Origin of the sequence: Pseudoduganella aquatica (assembly GCF_009857595.1) — a bacterium.
GTDB classification, from domain to species: Bacteria; Pseudomonadota; Gammaproteobacteria; order Burkholderiales; family Burkholderiaceae_D; genus Rugamonas; species Rugamonas aquatica_A.
This window is the reverse complement of the sequence record NZ_WWCU01000004.1, coordinates 122,513-140,084: the sequence shown is the minus strand read 5'-3', so window position 1 is coordinate 140,084 and position 17,572 is coordinate 122,513. Positions and strand designations below refer to the sequence as shown.

The 17,572-nt window shown below is 64.6% G+C and carries 17 protein-coding genes and 1 riboswitch; of the genes, 8 read left to right on the top strand and 9 right to left on the bottom strand.

What is annotated here, in order from left to right:
- Window positions 1-14: 14 nt before the first annotated feature.
- On the bottom strand, window positions 15-875 hold the full coding sequence (locus GTP77_RS05680) for a type 1 glutamine amidotransferase domain-containing protein (protein ID WP_161071213.1): 861 nt from the start codon (window positions 873-875) through the stop codon (window positions 15-17).
- Between the two features lie 103 nt (window positions 876-978).
- Between GTP77_RS05680 and GTP77_RS05675 the strand changes: the two genes are divergently transcribed.
- The 4 genes from GTP77_RS05675 (at window position 979) to GTP77_RS05660 (ending at window position 4,617) form a co-directional block, all read left to right on the top strand.
- Window positions 979-1,914 carry a LysR family transcriptional regulator gene (locus tag GTP77_RS05675; RefSeq protein ID WP_161071212.1) on the top strand — a complete coding sequence of 312 codons (936 nt, stop codon included), beginning with the start codon at window positions 979-981 and terminating at the stop codon, window positions 1,912-1,914.
- Window positions 1,915-1,986: 72 nt separating this feature from the next.
- Entirely contained in the window at window positions 1,987-3,351 is a 1,365-nt protein-coding gene (locus GTP77_RS05670; protein WP_161071211.1) for an amino acid permease, read from the top strand.
- A gap of 73 nt (window positions 3,352-3,424) precedes the next feature.
- Entirely contained in the window at window positions 3,425-3,649 is a 225-nt protein-coding gene (locus GTP77_RS05665; RefSeq protein WP_161071210.1) for a hypothetical protein, read from the top strand.
- Between the two features lie 194 nt (window positions 3,650-3,843).
- On the top strand, window positions 3,844-4,617 hold the full coding sequence (locus GTP77_RS05660; RefSeq protein ID WP_161071209.1) for a ferredoxin--NADP reductase: 774 nt from the start codon (window positions 3,844-3,846) through the stop codon (window positions 4,615-4,617).
- Between the two features lie 375 nt (window positions 4,618-4,992).
- On the opposite strand, the gene GTP77_RS05655 is transcribed toward GTP77_RS05660, so the two are convergent.
- Window positions 4,993-5,772, bottom strand: coding sequence for a Crp/Fnr family transcriptional regulator (locus GTP77_RS05655; protein WP_161071208.1), 780 nt, complete (start codon window positions 5,770-5,772; stop codon window positions 4,993-4,995).
- Between the two features lie 223 nt (window positions 5,773-5,995).
- Here GTP77_RS05655 and GTP77_RS05650 point away from each other — a divergent pair, with 223 nt between their 5' ends.
- From GTP77_RS05650 to GTP77_RS05640, 3 genes are all read left to right on the top strand, one after another.
- Entirely contained in the window at window positions 5,996-6,208 is a 213-nt protein-coding gene (locus GTP77_RS05650) for a hypothetical protein (RefSeq protein ID WP_228892867.1), read from the top strand.
- Window positions 6,209-6,360: 152 nt separating this feature from the next.
- Window positions 6,361-7,779, top strand: a complete 1,419-nt coding sequence (gene bcaP, locus GTP77_RS05645; protein WP_321170261.1) for a branched-chain amino acid transporter BcaP — start codon at window positions 6,361-6,363, stop codon at window positions 7,777-7,779.
- A 66-nt stretch (window positions 7,780-7,845) separates the two neighbouring features.
- Window positions 7,846-8,253, top strand: a complete 408-nt coding sequence (locus tag GTP77_RS05640; RefSeq protein WP_161071206.1) for a hypothetical protein — start codon at window positions 7,846-7,848, stop codon at window positions 8,251-8,253.
- 8 nt (window positions 8,254-8,261) lie between these two features.
- On the opposite strand, the gene GTP77_RS05635 is transcribed toward GTP77_RS05640, so the two are convergent.
- The 7 genes from GTP77_RS05635 to GTP77_RS05605 form a co-directional block, all read right to left on the bottom strand.
- Window positions 8,262-10,418 carry a xanthine dehydrogenase family protein molybdopterin-binding subunit gene (locus tag GTP77_RS05635; protein ID WP_161071205.1) on the bottom strand — a complete coding sequence of 719 codons (2,157 nt, stop codon included), beginning with the start codon at window positions 10,416-10,418 and terminating at the stop codon, window positions 8,262-8,264.
- 5 nt (window positions 10,419-10,423) lie between these two features.
- Window positions 10,424-10,885 (bottom strand): (2Fe-2S)-binding protein, encoded by a 462-nt coding sequence (locus tag GTP77_RS05630; protein WP_223149310.1) that lies wholly within the window; start codon window positions 10,883-10,885, stop codon window positions 10,424-10,426.
- Window positions 10,886-11,000: 115 nt separating this feature from the next.
- Window positions 11,001-11,558, bottom strand: coding sequence for a DUF1003 domain-containing protein (locus tag GTP77_RS05625; protein ID WP_161071203.1), 558 nt, complete (start codon window positions 11,556-11,558; stop codon window positions 11,001-11,003).
- A gap of 72 nt (window positions 11,559-11,630) precedes the next feature.
- Window positions 11,631-12,230: a LysE family translocator gene (locus tag GTP77_RS05620; RefSeq protein WP_187358618.1), complete on the bottom strand. Its 600-nt coding sequence runs from the start codon at window positions 12,228-12,230 to the stop codon at window positions 11,631-11,633.
- Between the two features lie 76 nt (window positions 12,231-12,306).
- Complete coding sequence (locus tag GTP77_RS05615) at window positions 12,307-12,486, bottom strand: hypothetical protein (protein WP_161071202.1); 180 nt, start codon at window positions 12,484-12,486, stop codon at window positions 12,307-12,309.
- Window positions 12,487-13,144: 658 nt separating this feature from the next.
- Complete coding sequence (locus GTP77_RS05610; RefSeq protein WP_161071201.1) at window positions 13,145-15,142, bottom strand: TonB-dependent receptor; 1,998 nt, start codon at window positions 15,140-15,142, stop codon at window positions 13,145-13,147.
- 76 nt (window positions 15,143-15,218) lie between these two features.
- Window positions 15,219-15,436: riboswitch (cobalamin riboswitch) on the bottom strand.
- Window positions 15,431-16,393 (bottom strand): hypothetical protein, encoded by a 963-nt coding sequence (locus tag GTP77_RS05605; RefSeq protein WP_161071200.1) that lies wholly within the window; start codon window positions 16,391-16,393, stop codon window positions 15,431-15,433. (Overlaps the previous riboswitch by 6 nt.)
- A gap of 882 nt (window positions 16,394-17,275) precedes the next feature.
- Between GTP77_RS05605 and GTP77_RS05600 the strand changes: the two genes are divergently transcribed.
- Window positions 17,276-17,437, top strand: coding sequence for a hypothetical protein (locus GTP77_RS05600; protein ID WP_161071199.1), 162 nt, complete (start codon window positions 17,276-17,278; stop codon window positions 17,435-17,437).
- Window positions 17,438-17,572 lie beyond the last annotated feature (135 nt).

Below are 17,572 nucleotides of genomic sequence, written 5' to 3'. Positions count from 1 at the left end.
TCAGTACGCGATTGCTATTTAGTGTTGCTGAGTGCGGTTGCGGGCAGGCGCGCCAGCAGCAAGTCCGCCACGGCGACGGCCGAGGCCGGATTCTGCCCGGTAATCAGCTCGCGGTCCGCCACGGTATGCGCCGCCCAGTTCGGGCCGCTGCTGTACTTGCCGCCCGCCCGCTCCAGCGCGGTCTGCGGGGTGAGCTTCATCACGCCGCCGTTCAAATAGCCCTTGCCCGCCTCTTCCTCGGCATTGCTGATCACCGTCATGCGGTAGCCGGCGTAGATCCAGCCCTTGGCCGGCGTAGCGCCGCCCGCCTCCAGTTTGGCCACGAACGCCTCCGGCTGGTCCAGCGTGGCCACCAGCGCGGCCGGGCCGTGGCAGACCAGCGCGGTCGGCTTGGCTGCGTTGTGGAAGTAGCTTAGCAAGCGGCCCACGGCCGGGCTGCGTATCAAATCCTGCATGGGCGCGTGGCCGCCGGGGATATAGACCGCGTCAAACTGCGCGTAGCCGCCCTGTTCCACGCGCGCCAGGCTCACGACCGGCGATGCGGACACCGAAGTCAGCTTCAGCTTGTCCAGCAGGGCGATGTGCTCCTTCATGGCCGCTTCGCCGCCGAACAGCGAGGCGTCCAGCGAGTTGCGGTCCACCGACGGCGCCTTGCCCAGCGGCGTGGCGAAGGTGATGGTGTGGCCCGCGTCCAGCAGCTTTTTCACAGGCTGCATCAGCTCGTTGGCGTAGAAGCCGGTGTCGTAGCTGCGCTGATCGCGCAGCTCCAGCCTGGATGCGTCGGACAGCACGACCAGCACATTGGCGGCCTGGGCGCCTGCGGCGCTCAGAGCCAGAACGGCGGCAGCGGCGGCGGTGCGGATGAATGGTTTCATTGCGGAACTCCTTGTAGGGTTGGTGGATAGCCGCTACTCTATTCATGCCCCATGAAACAATAAACCACCTAAACATCAAATCATTTGTTCTCAAGAGAGTGTAATGCCGCGCCAATTTGATTACCTGGGCGATGTGGAGGCCTTCCTCGCCATCGCCGACAAAGGCACGATCAGCGCCGCCGCCGTGTCGCTGGGCACTACCGCGTCCGTGCTGAGCCGCGCCGTAGCGCGCCTGGAAGCCCGCCTGGGCGTGCAGCTGATGCGCCGCACCACCCGCCGCCTGAGCCTGACCGACGCGGGCAAGTCCTATCTGGAACAGTCGCGCAGCGCCTTCGCGCTGATGGCGGACGCCGAGCGCTCCATGCGCGACCAGGGCGGCGAGCTGTCCGGCACGGTGCGCATCAGCGCGCCCACCACCTACGGCCACTACCGTCTGCCGCCCTTGCTGCAAGTATTCATGGAGCTGCATCCCAAGGTGCTGATCGAGCTGAGCATCGCCAACCGCAATGTCGACCTGGTGCAGGAGGGCTACGACATGGCCATCCGCCAGGGCGCGCTGCCGGACAGCGGCCTGATCGCCCGGCCGCTGGAGGACGCCCAGCTCTGTCTGGTCGCCGCGCCCGCCTACCTGGCCCGCGCCGGCGTGCCCGCCGACATCGCCAGCCTGGAGCGGCACGCCTGCCTGTCCTTCACCATGCCCAGCACCGGCAAGCCGGCCGCCTGGCATCTGCGCGACAAGGGCGCGGACGTGGACTGGCAGCCGCTCCCGCGCATGCATATCGCCGACGACGTGCTGGGCGTGGTGACCATGGCGCAGCAAGGCCTGGGCATCTGCCAGACCTACCGCTTCGTGGCCGACGAGCGCCTGCGCAGCGGCCAACTGGTGGCGGTGCTGCCCCAGCACTGGGGCCGCAGCAGGCCGTTTTCGCTGATCTACCCGCCGCACCGCAGCCTTTCCGCCGCCTCCCGCGCGCTGATCGCAACACTGACGGACAAGGCAGGCATGTTGGCTTCCCACGCCGCGCTCCCTATGCTTTAGAATCACTGACTTCAGCGTGTTGCATGATTATCCACATTGACGCGCTTTTCAAAAAATCAGGGACCAAGAGACATGATTGAAGACGGGAAGAACGAACTGAAGCGCGGCCTCCAGAGCCGGCATATCCAGCTGATCGCGCTGGGCGGCGCCATCGGCACCGGCCTGTTCCTGGGCATTGCGCAGACCATACAAATGGCCGGCCCCTCGGTGCTGCTGGGTTATGCCGTGGCGGGCTTTATTGCCTTCCTGATCATGCGCCAGCTGGGCGAGATGGTGGTCGATGAGCCGGTGGCCGGCTCCTTCGCCTATTTCGCCGACAAATACTGCGGCAACATGGCCGGCTTCGTGGCCGGCTGGAACTACTGGGTGCTGTACGTGCTGGTGAGCATGGCCGAGCTGACGGCGGTGGGCATCTACGTCCAGTACTGGTGGCCCGCCATTCCGACCTGGGTGTCGGCGCTGGCTTTCTTCCTCATCATTAACTCCATCAGCCTGTCCAACGTGAAGGCCTTCGGCGAGATGGAGTTCTGGTTCGCCATTATCAAAGTGGTGGCCATCGTCGCCATGATCGGCTTCGGCATCTACCTGCTGGTGTCCGGCAACGCTGGCCCGGAAGCCACCGTGGCCAATCTGTGGCAGCACGGCGGCTTCTTCCCGAACGGCATTTCGGGACTGGTGATGGCCATGGCCGTCATCATGTTCTCCTTCGGCGGCCTGGAGCTGGTGGGCATCACCGCCGCCGAGGCCAGCAACCCGTCGGAAACCATCCCCAAGGCCACCAACCAGGCCATCTACCGGATTTTGATCTTCTACATCGGCGCGCTGGGCGTGCTGCTGTCGCTGTATCCGTGGACCAAGGTCGTGACCAGCGGCAGCCCCTTCGTGCTGATCTTCCACGCGCTCAACAGCAATGCCGTGGCCAACGCGCTCAATATCGTGGTGCTGACGGCCGCGCTGTCGGTGTACAACAGCGGCGTGTACTGCAATAGCCGCATGCTGTTCGGCCTGGCCAAGCAAGGCAACGCGCCGCGTTCGCTACTGAAAGTCAACAAGCGCGGCGTGCCGCTGGCGGCCCTGGGCGTGTCCGCGCTGGCCACCGGCATCTGCGTGGCGGTGAACTACTTCCTGCCGGGCCAGGCCTTCGGCATGCTGATGGGCCTGGTGGTTTCCGCGCTCATCATCAACTGGGGCATGATCAGCTGGATACACCTGCGCTTCCGCGCGCAGAAGCAGCAGCAAGGCCAGTCCACCGCCTTCCGCAGCCTGGGCTACCCGTTCACCAACTATCTGTGCCTGGGCTTCCTGGCCGCCATCCTGGTGGTGATGTATCTGACGCCGGACCTGCGCCTGTCGGTCTACCTGATCCCGGTATGGCTGCTGGCGCTGGGCCTGGGCTACTGGAGCAAGCAGCGTAAATCGCAGCCGGCCAGCGCGTAAGGCTAAAAGGCTGGCATCGCAAGTGACTGCAAGTTACAATTTGAGCGCAACCACCCACCAAAGGAAAACTCGCATGAAAAGTATTTGCATCATGATTGCCGCCTCGGCCCTGCTCGGCGCCTGCTCCATCAACCCGCCGGCCGACGCCAACGAAGGCTTCGACAACGACGCCTACACGCCGACCGGCAGCCTGATTCCGCGCAAGGGACCGGACAAGGCCGCCAAGCAGACGGTCTTGTCCGGCGATGCCGCGCGCGACGCGATGGATCGCATTCCCGCCGCCATCCCCAGCCGCTAACACCGGGTTCCGGACATAAGCATATAAGTATGAAGTCGGAGCGCCCCCGAGACAGGATGGGGCGCGATCCGTTACAATGCCGCCTACGCCACTAATTTCTACGGCGCCTTCCCCTGCTCAGCCGATTGCCAAGCAAACGCCCATGTGCGCGGGGGCCTGGTGCTTTCACTATTAAGTCAATCGGGATTCAGACAATGAGCAACATGAACGAGGAGAAGGTTTTAAGCGTGCACCACTGGACGGACACCCTGTTCTCCTTCACCACCACGCGTGACCCGGCTCTGCGCTTTTCGAACGGCCACTTCACCATGATCGGCCTGCGCGTCGACGGCAAGCCGCTGCTGCGCGCTTACAGCATCGCCAGCGCCAACTACGAAGACCATCTGGAATTTTTCAGCATCAAAGTGCCGGGCGGTCCGCTGACCTCCCGCCTGCAGCACCTGCAAGTGGGCGACAGCGTGATCGTCGGCCGCAAGCCGACCGGCACCCTGGTGTCCGACTACCTGCTGCCAGGCAAGCGCCTGTATATGCTGTCGACCGGCACCGGCCTGGCGCCTTTCCTGAGCATCGTGCGCGACCCGGAAATCTACGAGAAATTCGACCAGCTGATCCTGGTGCACGGCGTGCGCCAGGTCGATGAGCTGGCCTACCACGACCTGCTGGTGGAGCACTTGCCCAACCACGAGTTCCTGGGCGAGCTGGTGACCAGCAAGCTGCGCTACTACCCGACCGTCACCCGTGAAGAGTACAAAAACATGGGCCGCGTCACCGCGCTGATCGAGAGCGGCAAGCTGTTCGAAGACCTGGGCGTACCGGAGCTGAACCCGAACGAAGACCGCGTCATGATCTGCGGCAGCGCCGACATGCTGCGCGACCTGAAGGAAATGCTGGAAGCGCGCGGCTTCAACGAAGGCAACACGTCCACCCCGGGCGACTTCGTCATCGAGCGCGCCTTCGCCGAAAAATAATCGCACCGCAAATCGCACCGTAGGCGGGTTCGCGCATCACGCGCAACCCGCCACGCGCGTCAGGCCGCAAACGGCGGCCAGTCCTCAAGATGTTCGATATTCCTCCAGGCCAGCACGCAAGCGTTCGTTGCGTCCATGCCCTAGAAGATGGCGGCCTCGGCCCAGCGCCAGCGCAGCAGCCGCCGGGCAGCGCGCCGTTGTCGTCGTAGGGATGGGCGTAAAAGCCCTCGATGCGTTTCACCACCGCCGTTGCGGCCAGCGGCACGTCCCCTTCCCAGGGTCCGTTATATGCAGCGCCCATGTCAGCCTCCGTTTTTTTCCTTGTCCAGGTAAGACAGCAAAAACCCGGAAAGGTTCCAGACGGAGGCTGCTCAATTACATGATGTCAGCCAGGCGCGGAGTGAAGTAGCAGCCGCCCGCATTGCATTCCAGGATGGCGCGGTCCAGCACGTCGATCACGCCGCGGCGGCACTGGATGGCGCCCTCGGCTTGCAGCTTGGCGGCGCTGGCGGTAATGCTCTCGCGGCGCACGCCCAGCAGGTTGGCGATATTTTCCTGCGTGGCTTTCAGTTCGGTGCCCAGCGAACGGTCCAGGCGTTCCAGCAGCCAGCGGCACAGCTTCTGGTCTATGCTGGCGTGGCGGCTGCTGACCACGTTCTGCGCCAGCTGCGCGAACATGCTGCTGGTGTAGCGCATCAGCTGGTTCGCCAGCATGCCGCCCTCGGCGAACATGCCGCGCAGGGCCTCGGCGCGCAGGCGGTAGCCGTAGCCGGCGCCGGTCACCATGGCGGTATTGCTGGCGCGTTCGCCACGGTACATGGCCACGCCGGCCACGCCCTCGCGGCCAACAACGGCGATCTCGGTGGTGGAGCCTTCTTCGCTGATGTATTGCAGGGAAATGATGGCGTTGGTGGGGAAGTAGCTGTATTCCAGCTGGTCGCCGAAGTCGTACAGGCGCTGGCCTGCTTTCAGCGGCACCAGCTCCATGTGCGCGAACAGGCGTTCCAGGTCCGCGTCCGGCAGAGCCTGCAGCAGCGCGTTCTGGCGGGCGCCGGTCAGCGACATGGCAGGCGCGGCGGTGCGGCGCGCGGCCGGGGCAGGAATGGCCAGGGGAGCGGAGGCTGCGCTGGAGACGGTATTGTAGGCTTGGAACATGGGGCACCTGTGTTGTTGTTATTCAGGCTCCACTTTAGAAGTTAGTGCTGCTCAGCAGTATCGGAGGAGGAGATGGCCGCGTGTAGTACATAAGCAGGCGAAAATGTCGTCTTATTCCTACGTAGTGCGAGGTAACGCACATTCAGCCGCCCGGGCCTCGCGGATAATTCACTTCATGGCAGCCCAACGCCCAACACACCGAGCCTCAAAGATGGACATCTCCGTGGACAACTACTCTCAAGCCCTGCGCGCCCTGAAACGTCAGAAACTCGCCGTCGAGCGCACGCTGGGCGCCCGCTCCAACGAGGAGTGCGTGGTGGCCTCGCGCTGGGTCGGCGCCTGGCAGAAGCTGGTCCAGGCTCGGCTGGACCGCAATCTGGCCGCGCAAGCCGCGCCCAGCCGCTATGGGGACCGGGCCGGCCGCCTGCTGCACTGATACGCTTAACAACAGGCTATCCAACTCTCTTTTCTTGTCATGGTGCCAGCACGGCGCCGTATGCTAGTATGCGGCAGCGTCCGGCCATGATCTGGCACGGCCGCCATACTTACAAAAATCTCAAGACAGAGACCCATTGGAGAACCAAGATAGTGAGCATCTTTAGAACCAAGAATCTAGACGACATGGTCGCCGCCAGCCGCAAGCCGGGTGGCCTGGCCAAAGTACTCGGCCCCCTCGACCTTATTCTGATGGGCATAGGCGCCATCGTCGGCACCGGCATTTTCGTCCTGACCGGTACCGGCGCGCTGACCGCCGGCCCGGCCCTGACCATCTCCTTTGTGGTCGCCGCCATCGCCTGCGGCTTTGCCGCCCTCTGTTACGCTGAATTCGCCTCCACCGTGCCGGTGGCCGGCTCCATCTACACCTACAGCTACGCCACCATGGGCGAGCTGGTGGCCTGGATGATAGGCTGGGACCTGCTGCTGGAATACGGCCTTGCCACGTCCGCCGTGTCCGTGGGCTGGTCCGGCTACCTGCAATCGCTGCTCGCCAGCGTAGGCTACAAGCTGCCCACCGTGCTGACCGCCGCCCCCGGCGCGGTGCCCGGCGTGACCACCTGGTTCAACCTGCCCGCGCTGCTCATCATGCTGGCGCTGACCACCATGCTGGCGCTGGGTGTGCGCGAATCGGCCCGCCTCAACAACGTGATGGTGGCCATCAAGATCGGCGTGGTGCTGCTGTTTATCGCCGTAGGCGCCGGCCACGTGGAGCCGAGCAACTGGCGTCCTTACGCGCCGTTCGGCGCCAGCGGCATCATGAGCGCTGCCGCGCTGGTGTTCTTCGCCTTTATCGGCTTCGACGCCGTGACCTCGGCCGCTGAAGAAGTGAAACGCCCCGAACGCGACCTGCCGATCGGCATTATCGGTTCGCTGGGCGCCTGCGCCGTGCTGTACGTGATCGTGTCGGCCATCATGACCGGCATCGTGCCTTACCAGAAATTCCTGGGCGTGGACCATCCGGTCACGCTGGCCCTGCAATACGCCGGTGAAAACTGGGTGGCCCGCTTTGTGGACATGGGCGCCATCCTGGGCATGACCACCGTGATCCTGGTGATGGCCTTCGGCCAGACCCGCATCATCTTCGCCATGTCGCGCGACGGCCTGCTGCCGAAGAAGCTGTCGGAAGTGCACCCGAAACACCACACGCCTTTCTTCGCCACCTGGATGGTGGGTCTGGTGTTCGGCGGCATCGCCGCGCTGGTGCCGCTGAACGTGCTGACCGAGCTGATCAACATCGGCACGCTGGCCGCCTTCTGCCTGGTGTCCATCGCCGTGGTGGTGCTGCGCAAGAAGCGTCCCGAACTGCCGCGCGCCTTCCGCTGCCCCGGCGTGCCGGTGGTCCCGGCGATCGCCGTGGTGCTGTGCCTGGCGCTGATGAGCTTCCTGGCCTGGTTCACCTGGGTGGCCTTCGGCATCTGGCTGATCATCGGCCTGGCCGTGTACTTCGGCTATGCGCGCCACAACTCGGTGCTCAACCAGACCGTGCCCGCCGGCGTCCCTGCCAAATAGCAGAGCGCCGCAAATCCGGCGATGGCTTATGATGGCGGTTCAGTCAACATTAAGCCGGAGCCGGATATGATCGAAGGAAAAACCCTGCGCAGCGACCTGCAACACCTGTCGCGCGCCCTCAGGACGCTGCACAAAGCATTGCTGGATGTGGAAACCCAGTATTTCGGCAATGTGGGCAGCGCCCTGGAGCACCTGCAGCTCGTCACCAGCCATCCGCACTTCGCCTGGCTGCAAAAGCTGTCCGGCGTGATCAGCACACTGGACGAATGCCTGGACGACGAGGAAGCGCTGGTGGTCGACCTGGAACGCCGCTTCCGCACCGAAGTCGAAGGCCTGGTCGGCCCCCTGCCCGCCTCCGACGACGATTTCCGCCAGCGCTACAACGCCATGCTGCACGACTCGCCCGAGGTCGCCATGGCCCACGGCGCGCTGCGCAAGGTGCTGGCGCAACTGCCGGCAGCCCCGCGCGACTAAGCTCCCCTTTACGCCTGTTTCAGCTGTTCCGCCTCCACCGGCAGGCGGCGCAGGCGTTTTCCCGTGGCCGCGAACACCGCGTTCACCAGCGCCGGCGCCACCATGGCGCAGCCGATCTCGCCCACGCCGCCGGGCGCCTCCCCGCTTTTCACCAGGTGCGCCTCGATGGGCGGCACCTCGTTCATGCGCAGCACCGGGTAGTCGTGGAAATTGCTTTGGGCGACGCGGCCGTTCTCCAGCGTCAGCTTGCCGTACAGCGCCGCCGTCAGCCCGTACACGCTGCCGCTCTCGATCTGCGCAATCACGCCGTCCGTATGCACGGCCTGGCCGCAGTCTATCGCCGCCACCACGCGCTTCAGGCTGACCTGGCCGGCCGGGTCCACCGCCACCTCGATCACGCAGGCCGCGTAGCTGCCCCAGGCCACCGCCAACGCCATGCCCATGCCGCTGCCCGGCGCCATGGTCTTGCCCCAGCCCGCCTTCTGCGCTGCCAGCTCCAGCACCGCCAGCGCGCGCGGCTCCTTGCTCAGCACCGCGCGCCGGTAGGCCAGTGGATCGGCCTTGGCGGCGACGGCCAGCTCATCCATGAAGCCTTCGATGACGAAGGTATTGTGCGTCGGCCCCACGCCGCGCCAGAAGCCGGTCGGCACGGCCGTTTCCACCGGATGGAACTCCACCACCTTGTGGGCGAAGTCGTAGGGACTGGCGGCGGCGTCGATGGCGTCGGTGTCGATGCCGTCCTTCATCCACATCGGCGCATAGCGCGCTTCGATGGCTGAGCCGGCGAAGCGGTGGCGGAAGCCTACCGGCTTACCCTGCGCATCCAGCGCCATGGCCAGCTCGTCCCGGTACAGCGGACGGTAAAGATCGTGCTGCATGTCCTCCTCGCGGCTCCAGATCACCTTGACCGGATATGCTACCTGGCGCGCAATCAGCGCCGCCTGCACGATGTAGTCCACCTCCAGCCGGCGGCCGAAACCGCCGCCCAGCAGGAAGTTGTTGATGCGCACCGTCGCCGGGTCCACATTGAGCGCCTTGGCCACGAAAGCCTGCGCGCGGCCCGCCGCCTGGGTGCCGGTCCAGACGTCGACGCCGTCCTTGCGTACCTGCACAGTGCAATTCATGGGCTCCATGGTGGCATGCGCCAGGAAGGGCATTACATACGTGGCCTCAACCTGGCGCGCGCCGCCTTCCACCAGCTTGGCGTAGGCCCCCTCGTTCAGCGCCATCTGCCCCTTGCCCTTCATGGCCGCTTCCAGCTGGCGTTCCCATTCCGCGCCGGAGAACTTGGCGTTCGGACCCTCGTCCCACGTAATGGCCAGCGCGGCCAGGCCCTTGCGCGCCGCGCCGGTATGGTCGGCGATGACGGCCACCGCGTTGTCCAGCTTGACGACCTGGCGCACGCCTTTGACCGCGCGCGCCTTGCTGTCGTCCACCGAGGCCAGCTTGCCGCCGAACACGGGGCAGGCCGCCACCGCCGCCACTTTCATGCCTGGCACTTGCGCGTCGATGCCGAACTTGGCCGTGCCGTTGGTCTTGGACGGCACATCCAGCCGCTTGGCCGCCGTGCCAACCAGACGGAAGCTGGCGGCCGGCTTGAGCGGCACGTCCTTGGGCACCGGCATGCCCGCAGCCTTGGCCGCCAACTCGCCGTAGGACAGCTTGCGGCCGCTGGCCTGGTGCGTCACCACGCCCTGCGCCGCCGCGCAGCTGGACGGCTCCACGCCCCAGGTGGACGCGGCGGCCGACACCAGCATGATGCGCGCCGCCGCGCCGGCCTTGCGCATGGGCTCCCACGCGCCGCGCACGCTGGCCGAGGCGCCGGTCAGCTGCGCGCCGAACAGGGGGTGGCCGTACAGTTTCTCGTCGGCGGGGGCATGCTCCACGCGCACCTTGGCCAGATCGACTTCCAGTTCTTCGGCCAGCAGCATGGGAATGGCGGTGTAAGCGCCCTGCCCCATTTCCACGAAGGGGCACACCACGGTCACAGCGCCGCCGGCGGCGATGCGCAGATAAGCGTTGGGCGCAAAGACGGCGGCCGGCGCCATCTTCTCCGCAGCCCCGGCGGATGGGAGATAGAAGGACAGCACGAGGCCGCCCGCCGTGCCCAGGCTGGTTTTCAGGAAGGCGCGCCGGCCGGTGCTTTGCCGAGTTTGGGTATCCATGGCGTTCACCCTTTCTGCGCAGCGGTTTTGATGGCGGCACGGATGCGGCCATAAGTACCGCAACGGCACACATTGCCGGACATGGCCTGTTCGATATCGCTGTCGCTGGGCTTGGGATTGGCGGCCAGCAGCGCCGTGGCCGACATGATCTGGCCGGACTGGCAGTAGCCGCACTGCGGCACGTCGTGCGCCACCCAGGCGGCCTGGATGCGCTTGCCCGCCGGCGTGGCGCCTATGGTCTCTATCGTGACCACCTTGCCCTTGCCCACGCTGCTCACGGGCGTAACGCAGGAGCGCACCGCCTGCCCGTTCAGGTGCACGGTGCAGGCGCCGCATAAGGCCATACCGCAGCCGAACTTGGTGCCCGTCATTTGCCACACGTCGCGCAGCACCCACAGCAACGGCGTGTCGGCATCCACGTCGGCGGTCCGGTTTTTGCCGTTCACATTGATTACATAGCTCATCATCATCCCCCAGGGTTCGCATTATTGTCCACATGCAAACACATTATTGGACGATGCCCGGCGGGATCAAAAGGCCATTTTGCGCCATCTCTGCCTTTTGACAGAGGCGGGCCGCGCGCTAGCGTCCGGCGGAGCGCTGCTCGGTCATCTTGCTCAGCATATCGATCTGCTGTTGCTGCATGGCCAGCAGCTCGCGCCATTGCACCTCGCGCAGATGATCTATCTTTTCATGCAGCAGCAGGATCTCCACTTCCGCCTTCAGGTTCACCTCGTAGTCGTGCTCCACGCTCAGTCTGTCCTTTTGCGCCTGGCGGTTCTGCGACATCAGGATGATGGGCGCCTGCACCGAGGCCAGCATGGACAGGAACAGGTTGAGCAGGATGTAGGGGTAGGGATCGAAAGGCGTACCGTGCCGCACCAGGATGACCGAGTTCAGCACGACCCAGGCCACCAGCGTGGCGGCAAACAGGCAGATAAAGGTCCACGAACCGCCGAAAGCGGCCACCGCATCGGCCGCCTTCTGGCCGCGCGTGGCGCTATCGTCGCTCTCGCGCGCCAGGTTGCGGGAAACATGCTGGCGCGCCGCCAAGTGCCGCGCCACCCGCTTGCATGCGGCGTCCAGCTCCGCGTGGGACGGCTCGTGGCCGGAAGAAGGGGCTTGCACGGAATGGTTCATGGCGTCCTTTGAAGTGGGAATGGATATGCAGGTTAATCCAATCCCCCATCGCAGGCAATCACGCAGACTGCGCTAGAGCCAGATCGCCAGCGCGGAATACGCCGTCAGCAAGATCATTACGGCGGTAAATACCTTCTGCCAGAAAAGACGGGACAGAAAGCGGCGCAGCAAGGCGCCCGCGCCGGCCCAGACCGAGATGCACGGTAGATTCACCGCGCAGAACACCAGGCAATACACCGCAATCGCCAGCGATACTGGCGCCATCTGCGGCAGGAAGGCCGAGCCGCCGGTGATGGCCATGATCCAGGCCTTCGGATTGGCGAACTGGAAGATGGCCGCCGCCATAAAGCCCATGGGATGGTGTGCCTGCTCCGCCTCGCGGTCGAAGTTCATGGCGCGCATCTGCCAGGCCAGGTAGAGCAGATAGGCCGAGCCCGCCACCTTGAGCATGGTCTGCATGGCCGGCACCGCCATCACCAGCGTGCCTATGCCCACCGCGCAGATCGCCAGCAGCACGCCGAAGCCGATGGTGATGCCCAGCATATGCGGGATGGAGCGGCGAAAACCAAACCAGATGCCGGACGAGGCCAGCATGATGTTGTTGGGTCCGGGCGTGATGGAGGAAACGAAAGCAAACGTCATCAGCGGGGCCAGCGGCAGCAGCAAGTCCATGGAACTCTCCTTATCAAGAAGCCCATGCTAGCCCAGCCATCCAATACAGTACCGGTACACTTTCCCAGAAAGCCTGCTAAACCGTACTGGCCTCCCGGCCAATACAAGCCTCGGCCGGCGCCTCGTTTGCCGCGATCAATCCCCAGCCAAGCTGGCGCCGGATTTCCGGCATCGACGGCGGCGGACACTGCTGTGCCTGCCGCGCTTCCATATATTGCCGAATCTGTTCCTTGCTCGGCTGTTGCTGCTGTGCCATCACTGTCTCCCGTCCACATAAGCTGCGGATTTCATCTTAGGAGCCCAGCGTATGTCTTACCAATTCCTATTTTCTTATAAGCTATATCAAAATGGATATGCCTCAAAACGCGACCAGTAGCGACGGCCGCATGCTCCGCTAGAAATTGCACGTCTAAGTAGCATGCTTAGGACTGCTTCAGGGTTACCGACGTCTCGTTCCACCCAAGGCAGAAGCACCAGTGTGACTAAAGCTCCGTGTTTGGCGGAAAAACCCGAAGCTACTGCCCAGTCTTTTTCAGTCGGTATGCAATGACAGCATACAAAAAGGCAACTCCGGCCATTCCGCCTGCAGCACCATATCGGTGACCCAGGCAGAGACTAGCGCTACTTAAGCCAAACATGCCTGCAGCGAATGCAAAACCTTTTGATTTCTTCATTTACTTAAAATTTTTGGGGTAAAAAATCACGTGCCCGCTTTTGGCTGCTCCCAGCCTGCGGCATTCAGCATAGCAGCTTTCTCATCTGCAAAATTCTCGAATTCTCTACAGCGACGTGAACCTTTCGATTCATCCTCCCGGTCATGTGCTTCGCCAGCCTGCACGCGCTGCTCCATTCCGCCGCTGGCGTCTACCTGGGCTGGCACAGCATGATCGGCCAGCGCTTGTGGGCGTGAAGCATCAGAACGTCGTGCGCAGCGTGAGACGGTAGGAGCGCGGCTCGGCGGGGTGGTAGTGGATGTCGCCTACGCCTTCCGCCGGCTCGCCGGGCAGGCGCGAATCGTAGTAGTAGTCGATGTCGTTGATCTTGCGGCCGAACAGGTTGAACACGTCCAGCGACAGTTGCCAGCGGCGGCCGATGCGGTAGCTGGTGCGCAGGTAGGCGATGGCGCTGGAGGCGGAACGCTTGCTGTTGTCCTCGATCAGCGGGCGCGGGCCGAAGTAGCGCATCTGGAAGGCGCCGGACCACGGGCCCAGCTCGGTGATTGTGGCGCCGAACGAGGCCACCTTGCCCACCGCGCCGGGGATGTAGTCGCCGGCCTCGTCTCGCTCGGTGTAGCGGGCGCGCGAATAGGCCAGGTCCAGGTCGAACAGCAGCCAGTTGCTGGCGATGTAATGATTGTTCAGCTCCACACCCGAACGCTTGCTGCCCCGGCTGGCGCTGGTGTCGCCCGCGTCGCCCGAGAACACCAGTTCGGAGGCCGAGCGCAAACGCCACAAGGCGAGCGAGCTTTGCAGGCCGGGCACCAGCTCGGTGCGCAGGCCCACTTCCGAGCCGCGCGTGCGCACCAGCGGCGTGACCGGCTCGGCAGGTTCGCGCTCCTTGGGCGTCAGGTGCACGGTGGTGCCGCGCGCGTCGTTGCTGTGGAAGCCGGAGCCGGCGTTCAGGAAGAACTCGGTCTGCTTCCATGGGCCGAGCACCACGGCCAGCTTGGGCGAGGCGATGTGCGCATTGACCTTGCCGGAGTTCTCGGCGATGTCGCTGGCCACGTCGAAACGGTAGCTGTCGTAGCGCGCGCCGGCCACGGTGCGCAGCCAGGGCGTCCATTGCACGGTGTTGTCCAACCACAGTCCGGCGCTGCCCTCCTTCACCGCCGATTCGGTGATGGTGCGCAGGATCTGCTGGCGCACGGTGCTGTACAGCGCCAGCGGTGCGATACCGTCGTGGCGCACCTGCAGGCCGATGCGGTTGCTCATGTCCCGCTCGCCCAGCTTGCCGAACCAGGTTTGCGACACGTCGAAGCCCAGCATCTTGCGGCGCTCGGTCTGGCGCGATTGGTCGCCGTTGACCGGGTCGTCGAGGAAGTAGGTGAAATTGTTGTACAGCGTGAGGGCGGAACGGACTGCGTAGGCGCTGGCCTGGAACTGGCTGTCGGCGCTGTGTTTGTTCATGCCGAAGGACAGGCTGTAGCGGGAAGTGACGCCGCCGTCTGTAGGATCCAGCGTGCCGTAAGGATCGAGATCGCCACTGTCAACCGCGCGTTGCGGGATCTGGCTGCTGGCGTACCATGCGCCCTTGTAGGCCATGGCGGTAACGCTGTACTGGTCGTCCTTGGGGCCTGCACTGTAGCGCAGCACGCCGGCCTGCTTGCGGAACGATTCGGGCACTTGCCACGGGCCGTTGTTGTGCGCCAGTTCCAGCGCGTACAGCAGGTTGCCGCCTGCCAGCGGCGTGGAGTTGGCCACCAGGCCGCGCAGGTACTGGCCCTCGCCTGCGGTCAGCGTTGCGGTGCCGTCTTTCAGCTTGTTGGCCAGGGCCATGCGGGCCGCGCCGGCAGAAGCGAAGTCGCCTTCATCGGCATAGTAAGCGCCCTTCTTGTAGCTGATGCGGTCCACCAGTTCTGGGATCAGGAAATTCAGGTCGGTGTAGCCCTGGCCGTGCGCGTGGGTGCGCATGTTGATGGGCATGCCGTCCACATAGGTGGCGAAGTCGGTGCCGTGGTCGAGGTTGAAGCCGCGCAGGAAGTACTGGTTGGCCTTGCCGTCGCCGCTGTGCTGGGTGACGATCACGCCGGGCACGAATTCGAGCAGCTCGCCGGGGCGCAGTGCGGGCCGGTTGGCGATCAGCGCGGCGGTGACGACGCCCTGGCTGGCGGCGTCCGAGGTGCCGACGCTGTTGTCGTAATGCGCTTGCACCTGCACGGTCGCAACCGGGCCTTCGATTGGTAAATCTAACATGGAATGATCCTACGGAGCGGCAATCCTCCCCACTTCCCCGTAGGCGCGATTGCGTAAGAAAGCGCCGCCTGCGCGGACGCTTCCACCTGCCCTGGCCGGTATCCGGGCTCGCAAGCGTGACTGTCTTACCTTCCCATGCCGAAGCACAGTGGTGTAGAGAGACAGCCTGCCGTCAAGAGACGGCGCTTGCTAACCGTTGCGGGGGCAGCACACCCGGCCGCTTGCGCAGCCTGTGTTTCCCGTTTAACTGCGGGCGAGATTTCGCGCGCGGGCACCAGAGCGGGCGCATTATACGGTTGGCAAGCTGCGCGAGTCCAGTGCGGTGCAGCGGCTGCGGGGCGTGGCGTAGGAGGCGCTGGCCGCATTGCGCCGGAACAGCCTCACCTTGCCGTCAGGCGTGGCATAGACCGGCGTGTAGCTTGCCGTGGCGCGCAGCACTTCCGCCTGCAAGGGCGCCGGCGCCGACGCCAGCGCGCCCCATTGCAGCACGTAATCCACCGCCTGGCCGCTGGCCTGCTCGTATCCCGCAATATCGATGCGCGTCAAGTCCGTGGCTTCCTGCTGCGGGCGCCAATGGAACAGCAGCGCCTGCGTGTCCTGCCCCGGCACGAAGTGCACCGGATAGACTTGCAGCCGCGCCAGATAGTTGAACAGCGCCACGCGGTCGCCGCGCAACTCCAGCCGGCTGGCGGCCTGGAAGAACGGGCGATACTTGGGCGGCAAGGACATGCCCGTGGCCCAGGCGCCTCCGTCGTCCAGCACCAGCGGCAGCACCGTGCAATGCGGCGGCACCAGCTGTTCCACCTCCGCCAACGGCGCCAGCTGCTGCTTGATGCGGTATTGGCGCCAGGTGCCGCCCGCCATCAGCGCCAGCGACACCACGACGGCCAGCGCCGCCATTGCGCGCCTTGCGCTGGCCGGCAAGGGCAAACAGGCCATGCACAGCAGGCCTGCAAAATAGGGAAACATCTGCATGCGGCGGTAATGGGTCCAGCCACCGCCCATGGTATCCGGGAAGGCCAAGGCCAGGGCGAGCAAGGATGCAAACAGCAGCAGCGCGGCCCAACTGCGGGTATCGGCGCGCCGGCTGCCGAGCGCCATCGCGCAACGGAGGGCGAGCAGCAGGACGCTGGCGAGAATGGCGGCCGCCAGTGCCGGGGCCAGGTAGCGGTCCATCGGCGTGTGCTGCAGGTTCAGCGGCGACAGGATGACGAAACTCTTCAGCCTCTCCTCCAGCGGCGCACCGAACACGACCGCTGCGCCACGCGCTCCGCCCAAGGACAGAACGACCAGAGGCAGCGGCGACAGCAGTACCCCCGCGTGCCGGGCATGCGCCCGCAAAGCCTGCACCGCCCCCCCCCGTGCGCCAGGCGGCCGCGCAAGACACCATCGTCAGCACGCCCAGCGCCAGCATGGCGGCCAGGAAGCCGGACGCGTGGGAAAAATAGGTGAAGTACAACGCCGCCACCGGCGCTGCCGCGCGCCAGGCTCCGGCCCGCTTCTGCATCCACAGCAGCGCAGCCATGCTCAACAGGAACCCGGTCACCGACAGGCAATAGTTGTACAACCCAAGGAAGAACAGCTGATGCAAGCCCAGCGGAAAGGCAAACAGCGCCACCCAGACCTGGCGCCGCCGGAACTGCTGGAGCAGCGCCGCCATGCCGGCCACCGGCCCCAGCAGGCAAGCAAGCTGCACCACCGCCTCCGCCACGTCCGGCGCGACGGCTTTCAGCAACAGCACAATCAGCCCGTACACGGCGAGATTGGGATGCAGGGCGCCATTGCGCTGATAATGCTGCGCCTGCAATCCCCCGGCATCGGGCGTCCCGCCGAGCATATGGCCGAAGCTCATATGCACCGGTCCGTCATTGGTGGCGAAGGGCAAAACGTAGAGCACCGCGGCCGCGTACAGCACGCCCAGCATCAGCATAGCCCAGCGCCAGGAATTCCCTTGCCTCGCCCGCATGGCCGCCTCCACGCTTTAGTTTTTATACAATGTGACCAATTTAGCATAATGGCGGTTTGAATATCACATTCACACTGAGAATATCAGCCATCGAAAAATGCAATTGGATTTATATGTTGCAGCGCAGTATTCTGGACACATCGAAATCCAACAGCAGGAGAAACAGCATGAATTTCTCGTCCTACAGCCCATATGGCGTGACCCAAGCAACCAACAGCCCGTCGCCTTCGGACGTGCGCCGCTGGACGCGCATCCTGAAAGCCAAGCTGCGCAAGATCGTCGAGCACATCGGCTCGCCGTTCGTCGAAGGCCGCTACCCTCCGTTCTAAGCGGCAAACCGCCCGCTTCAGTAGCAACTCAGCACCATCGGCCGCGCGCGTTCTGCGCGCGGCAGCCCCCTTCTTCGCAAATGTGCAATTCTCATCGCCGGCATAGTTGACGCCCGGTGCTAAATCAGTCACCAT

Bases quoted from the DNA above. Each gene is read 5' to 3' on its own strand.
- GTP77_RS05655 (WP_161071208.1), bottom strand. From the start codon at position 5,772: ATGTTCCAAGCCTACAATACCGTCTCCAGCGCAGCCTCCGCTCCCCTG.
- GTP77_RS05620 (WP_187358618.1), bottom strand. From the start codon at position 12,230: ATGGACTTGCTGCTGCCGCTGGCCCCGCTGATGACGTTTGCTTTCGTT.
- GTP77_RS05680 (WP_161071213.1), bottom strand. From the start codon at position 875: ATGAAACCATTCATCCGCACCGCCGCCGCTGCCGCCGTTCTGGCTCTG.
- GTP77_RS05660 (WP_161071209.1), top strand. From the start codon at position 3,844: ATGAGCAACATGAACGAGGAGAAGGTTTTAAGCGTGCACCACTGGACG.
- GTP77_RS05600 (WP_161071199.1), top strand. From the start codon at position 17,276: ATGAATTTCTCGTCCTACAGCCCATATGGCGTGACCCAAGCAACCAAC.
- GTP77_RS05675 (WP_161071212.1), top strand. From the start codon at position 979: ATGCCGCGCCAATTTGATTACCTGGGCGATGTGGAGGCCTTCCTCGCC.
- GTP77_RS05640 (WP_161071206.1), top strand. From the start codon at position 7,846: ATGATCGAAGGAAAAACCCTGCGCAGCGACCTGCAACACCTGTCGCGC.
- GTP77_RS05635 (WP_161071205.1), bottom strand. From the start codon at position 10,418: ATGGATACCCAAACTCGGCAAAGCACCGGCCGGCGCGCCTTCCTGAAA.
- GTP77_RS05615 (WP_161071202.1), bottom strand. From the start codon at position 12,486: ATGGCACAGCAGCAACAGCCGAGCAAGGAACAGATTCGGCAATATATG.
- GTP77_RS05610 (WP_161071201.1), bottom strand. From the start codon at position 15,142: ATGTTAGATTTACCAATCGAAGGCCCGGTTGCGACCGTGCAGGTGCAA.
- GTP77_RS05670 (WP_161071211.1), top strand. From the start codon at position 1,987: ATGATTGAAGACGGGAAGAACGAACTGAAGCGCGGCCTCCAGAGCCGG.
- GTP77_RS05665 (WP_161071210.1), top strand. From the start codon at position 3,425: ATGAAAAGTATTTGCATCATGATTGCCGCCTCGGCCCTGCTCGGCGCC.
- GTP77_RS05630 (WP_223149310.1), bottom strand. From the start codon at position 10,885: ATGATGAGCTATGTAATCAATGTGAACGGCAAAAACCGGACCGCCGAC.
- GTP77_RS05625 (WP_161071203.1), bottom strand. From the start codon at position 11,558: ATGAACCATTCCGTGCAAGCCCCTTCTTCCGGCCACGAGCCGTCCCAC.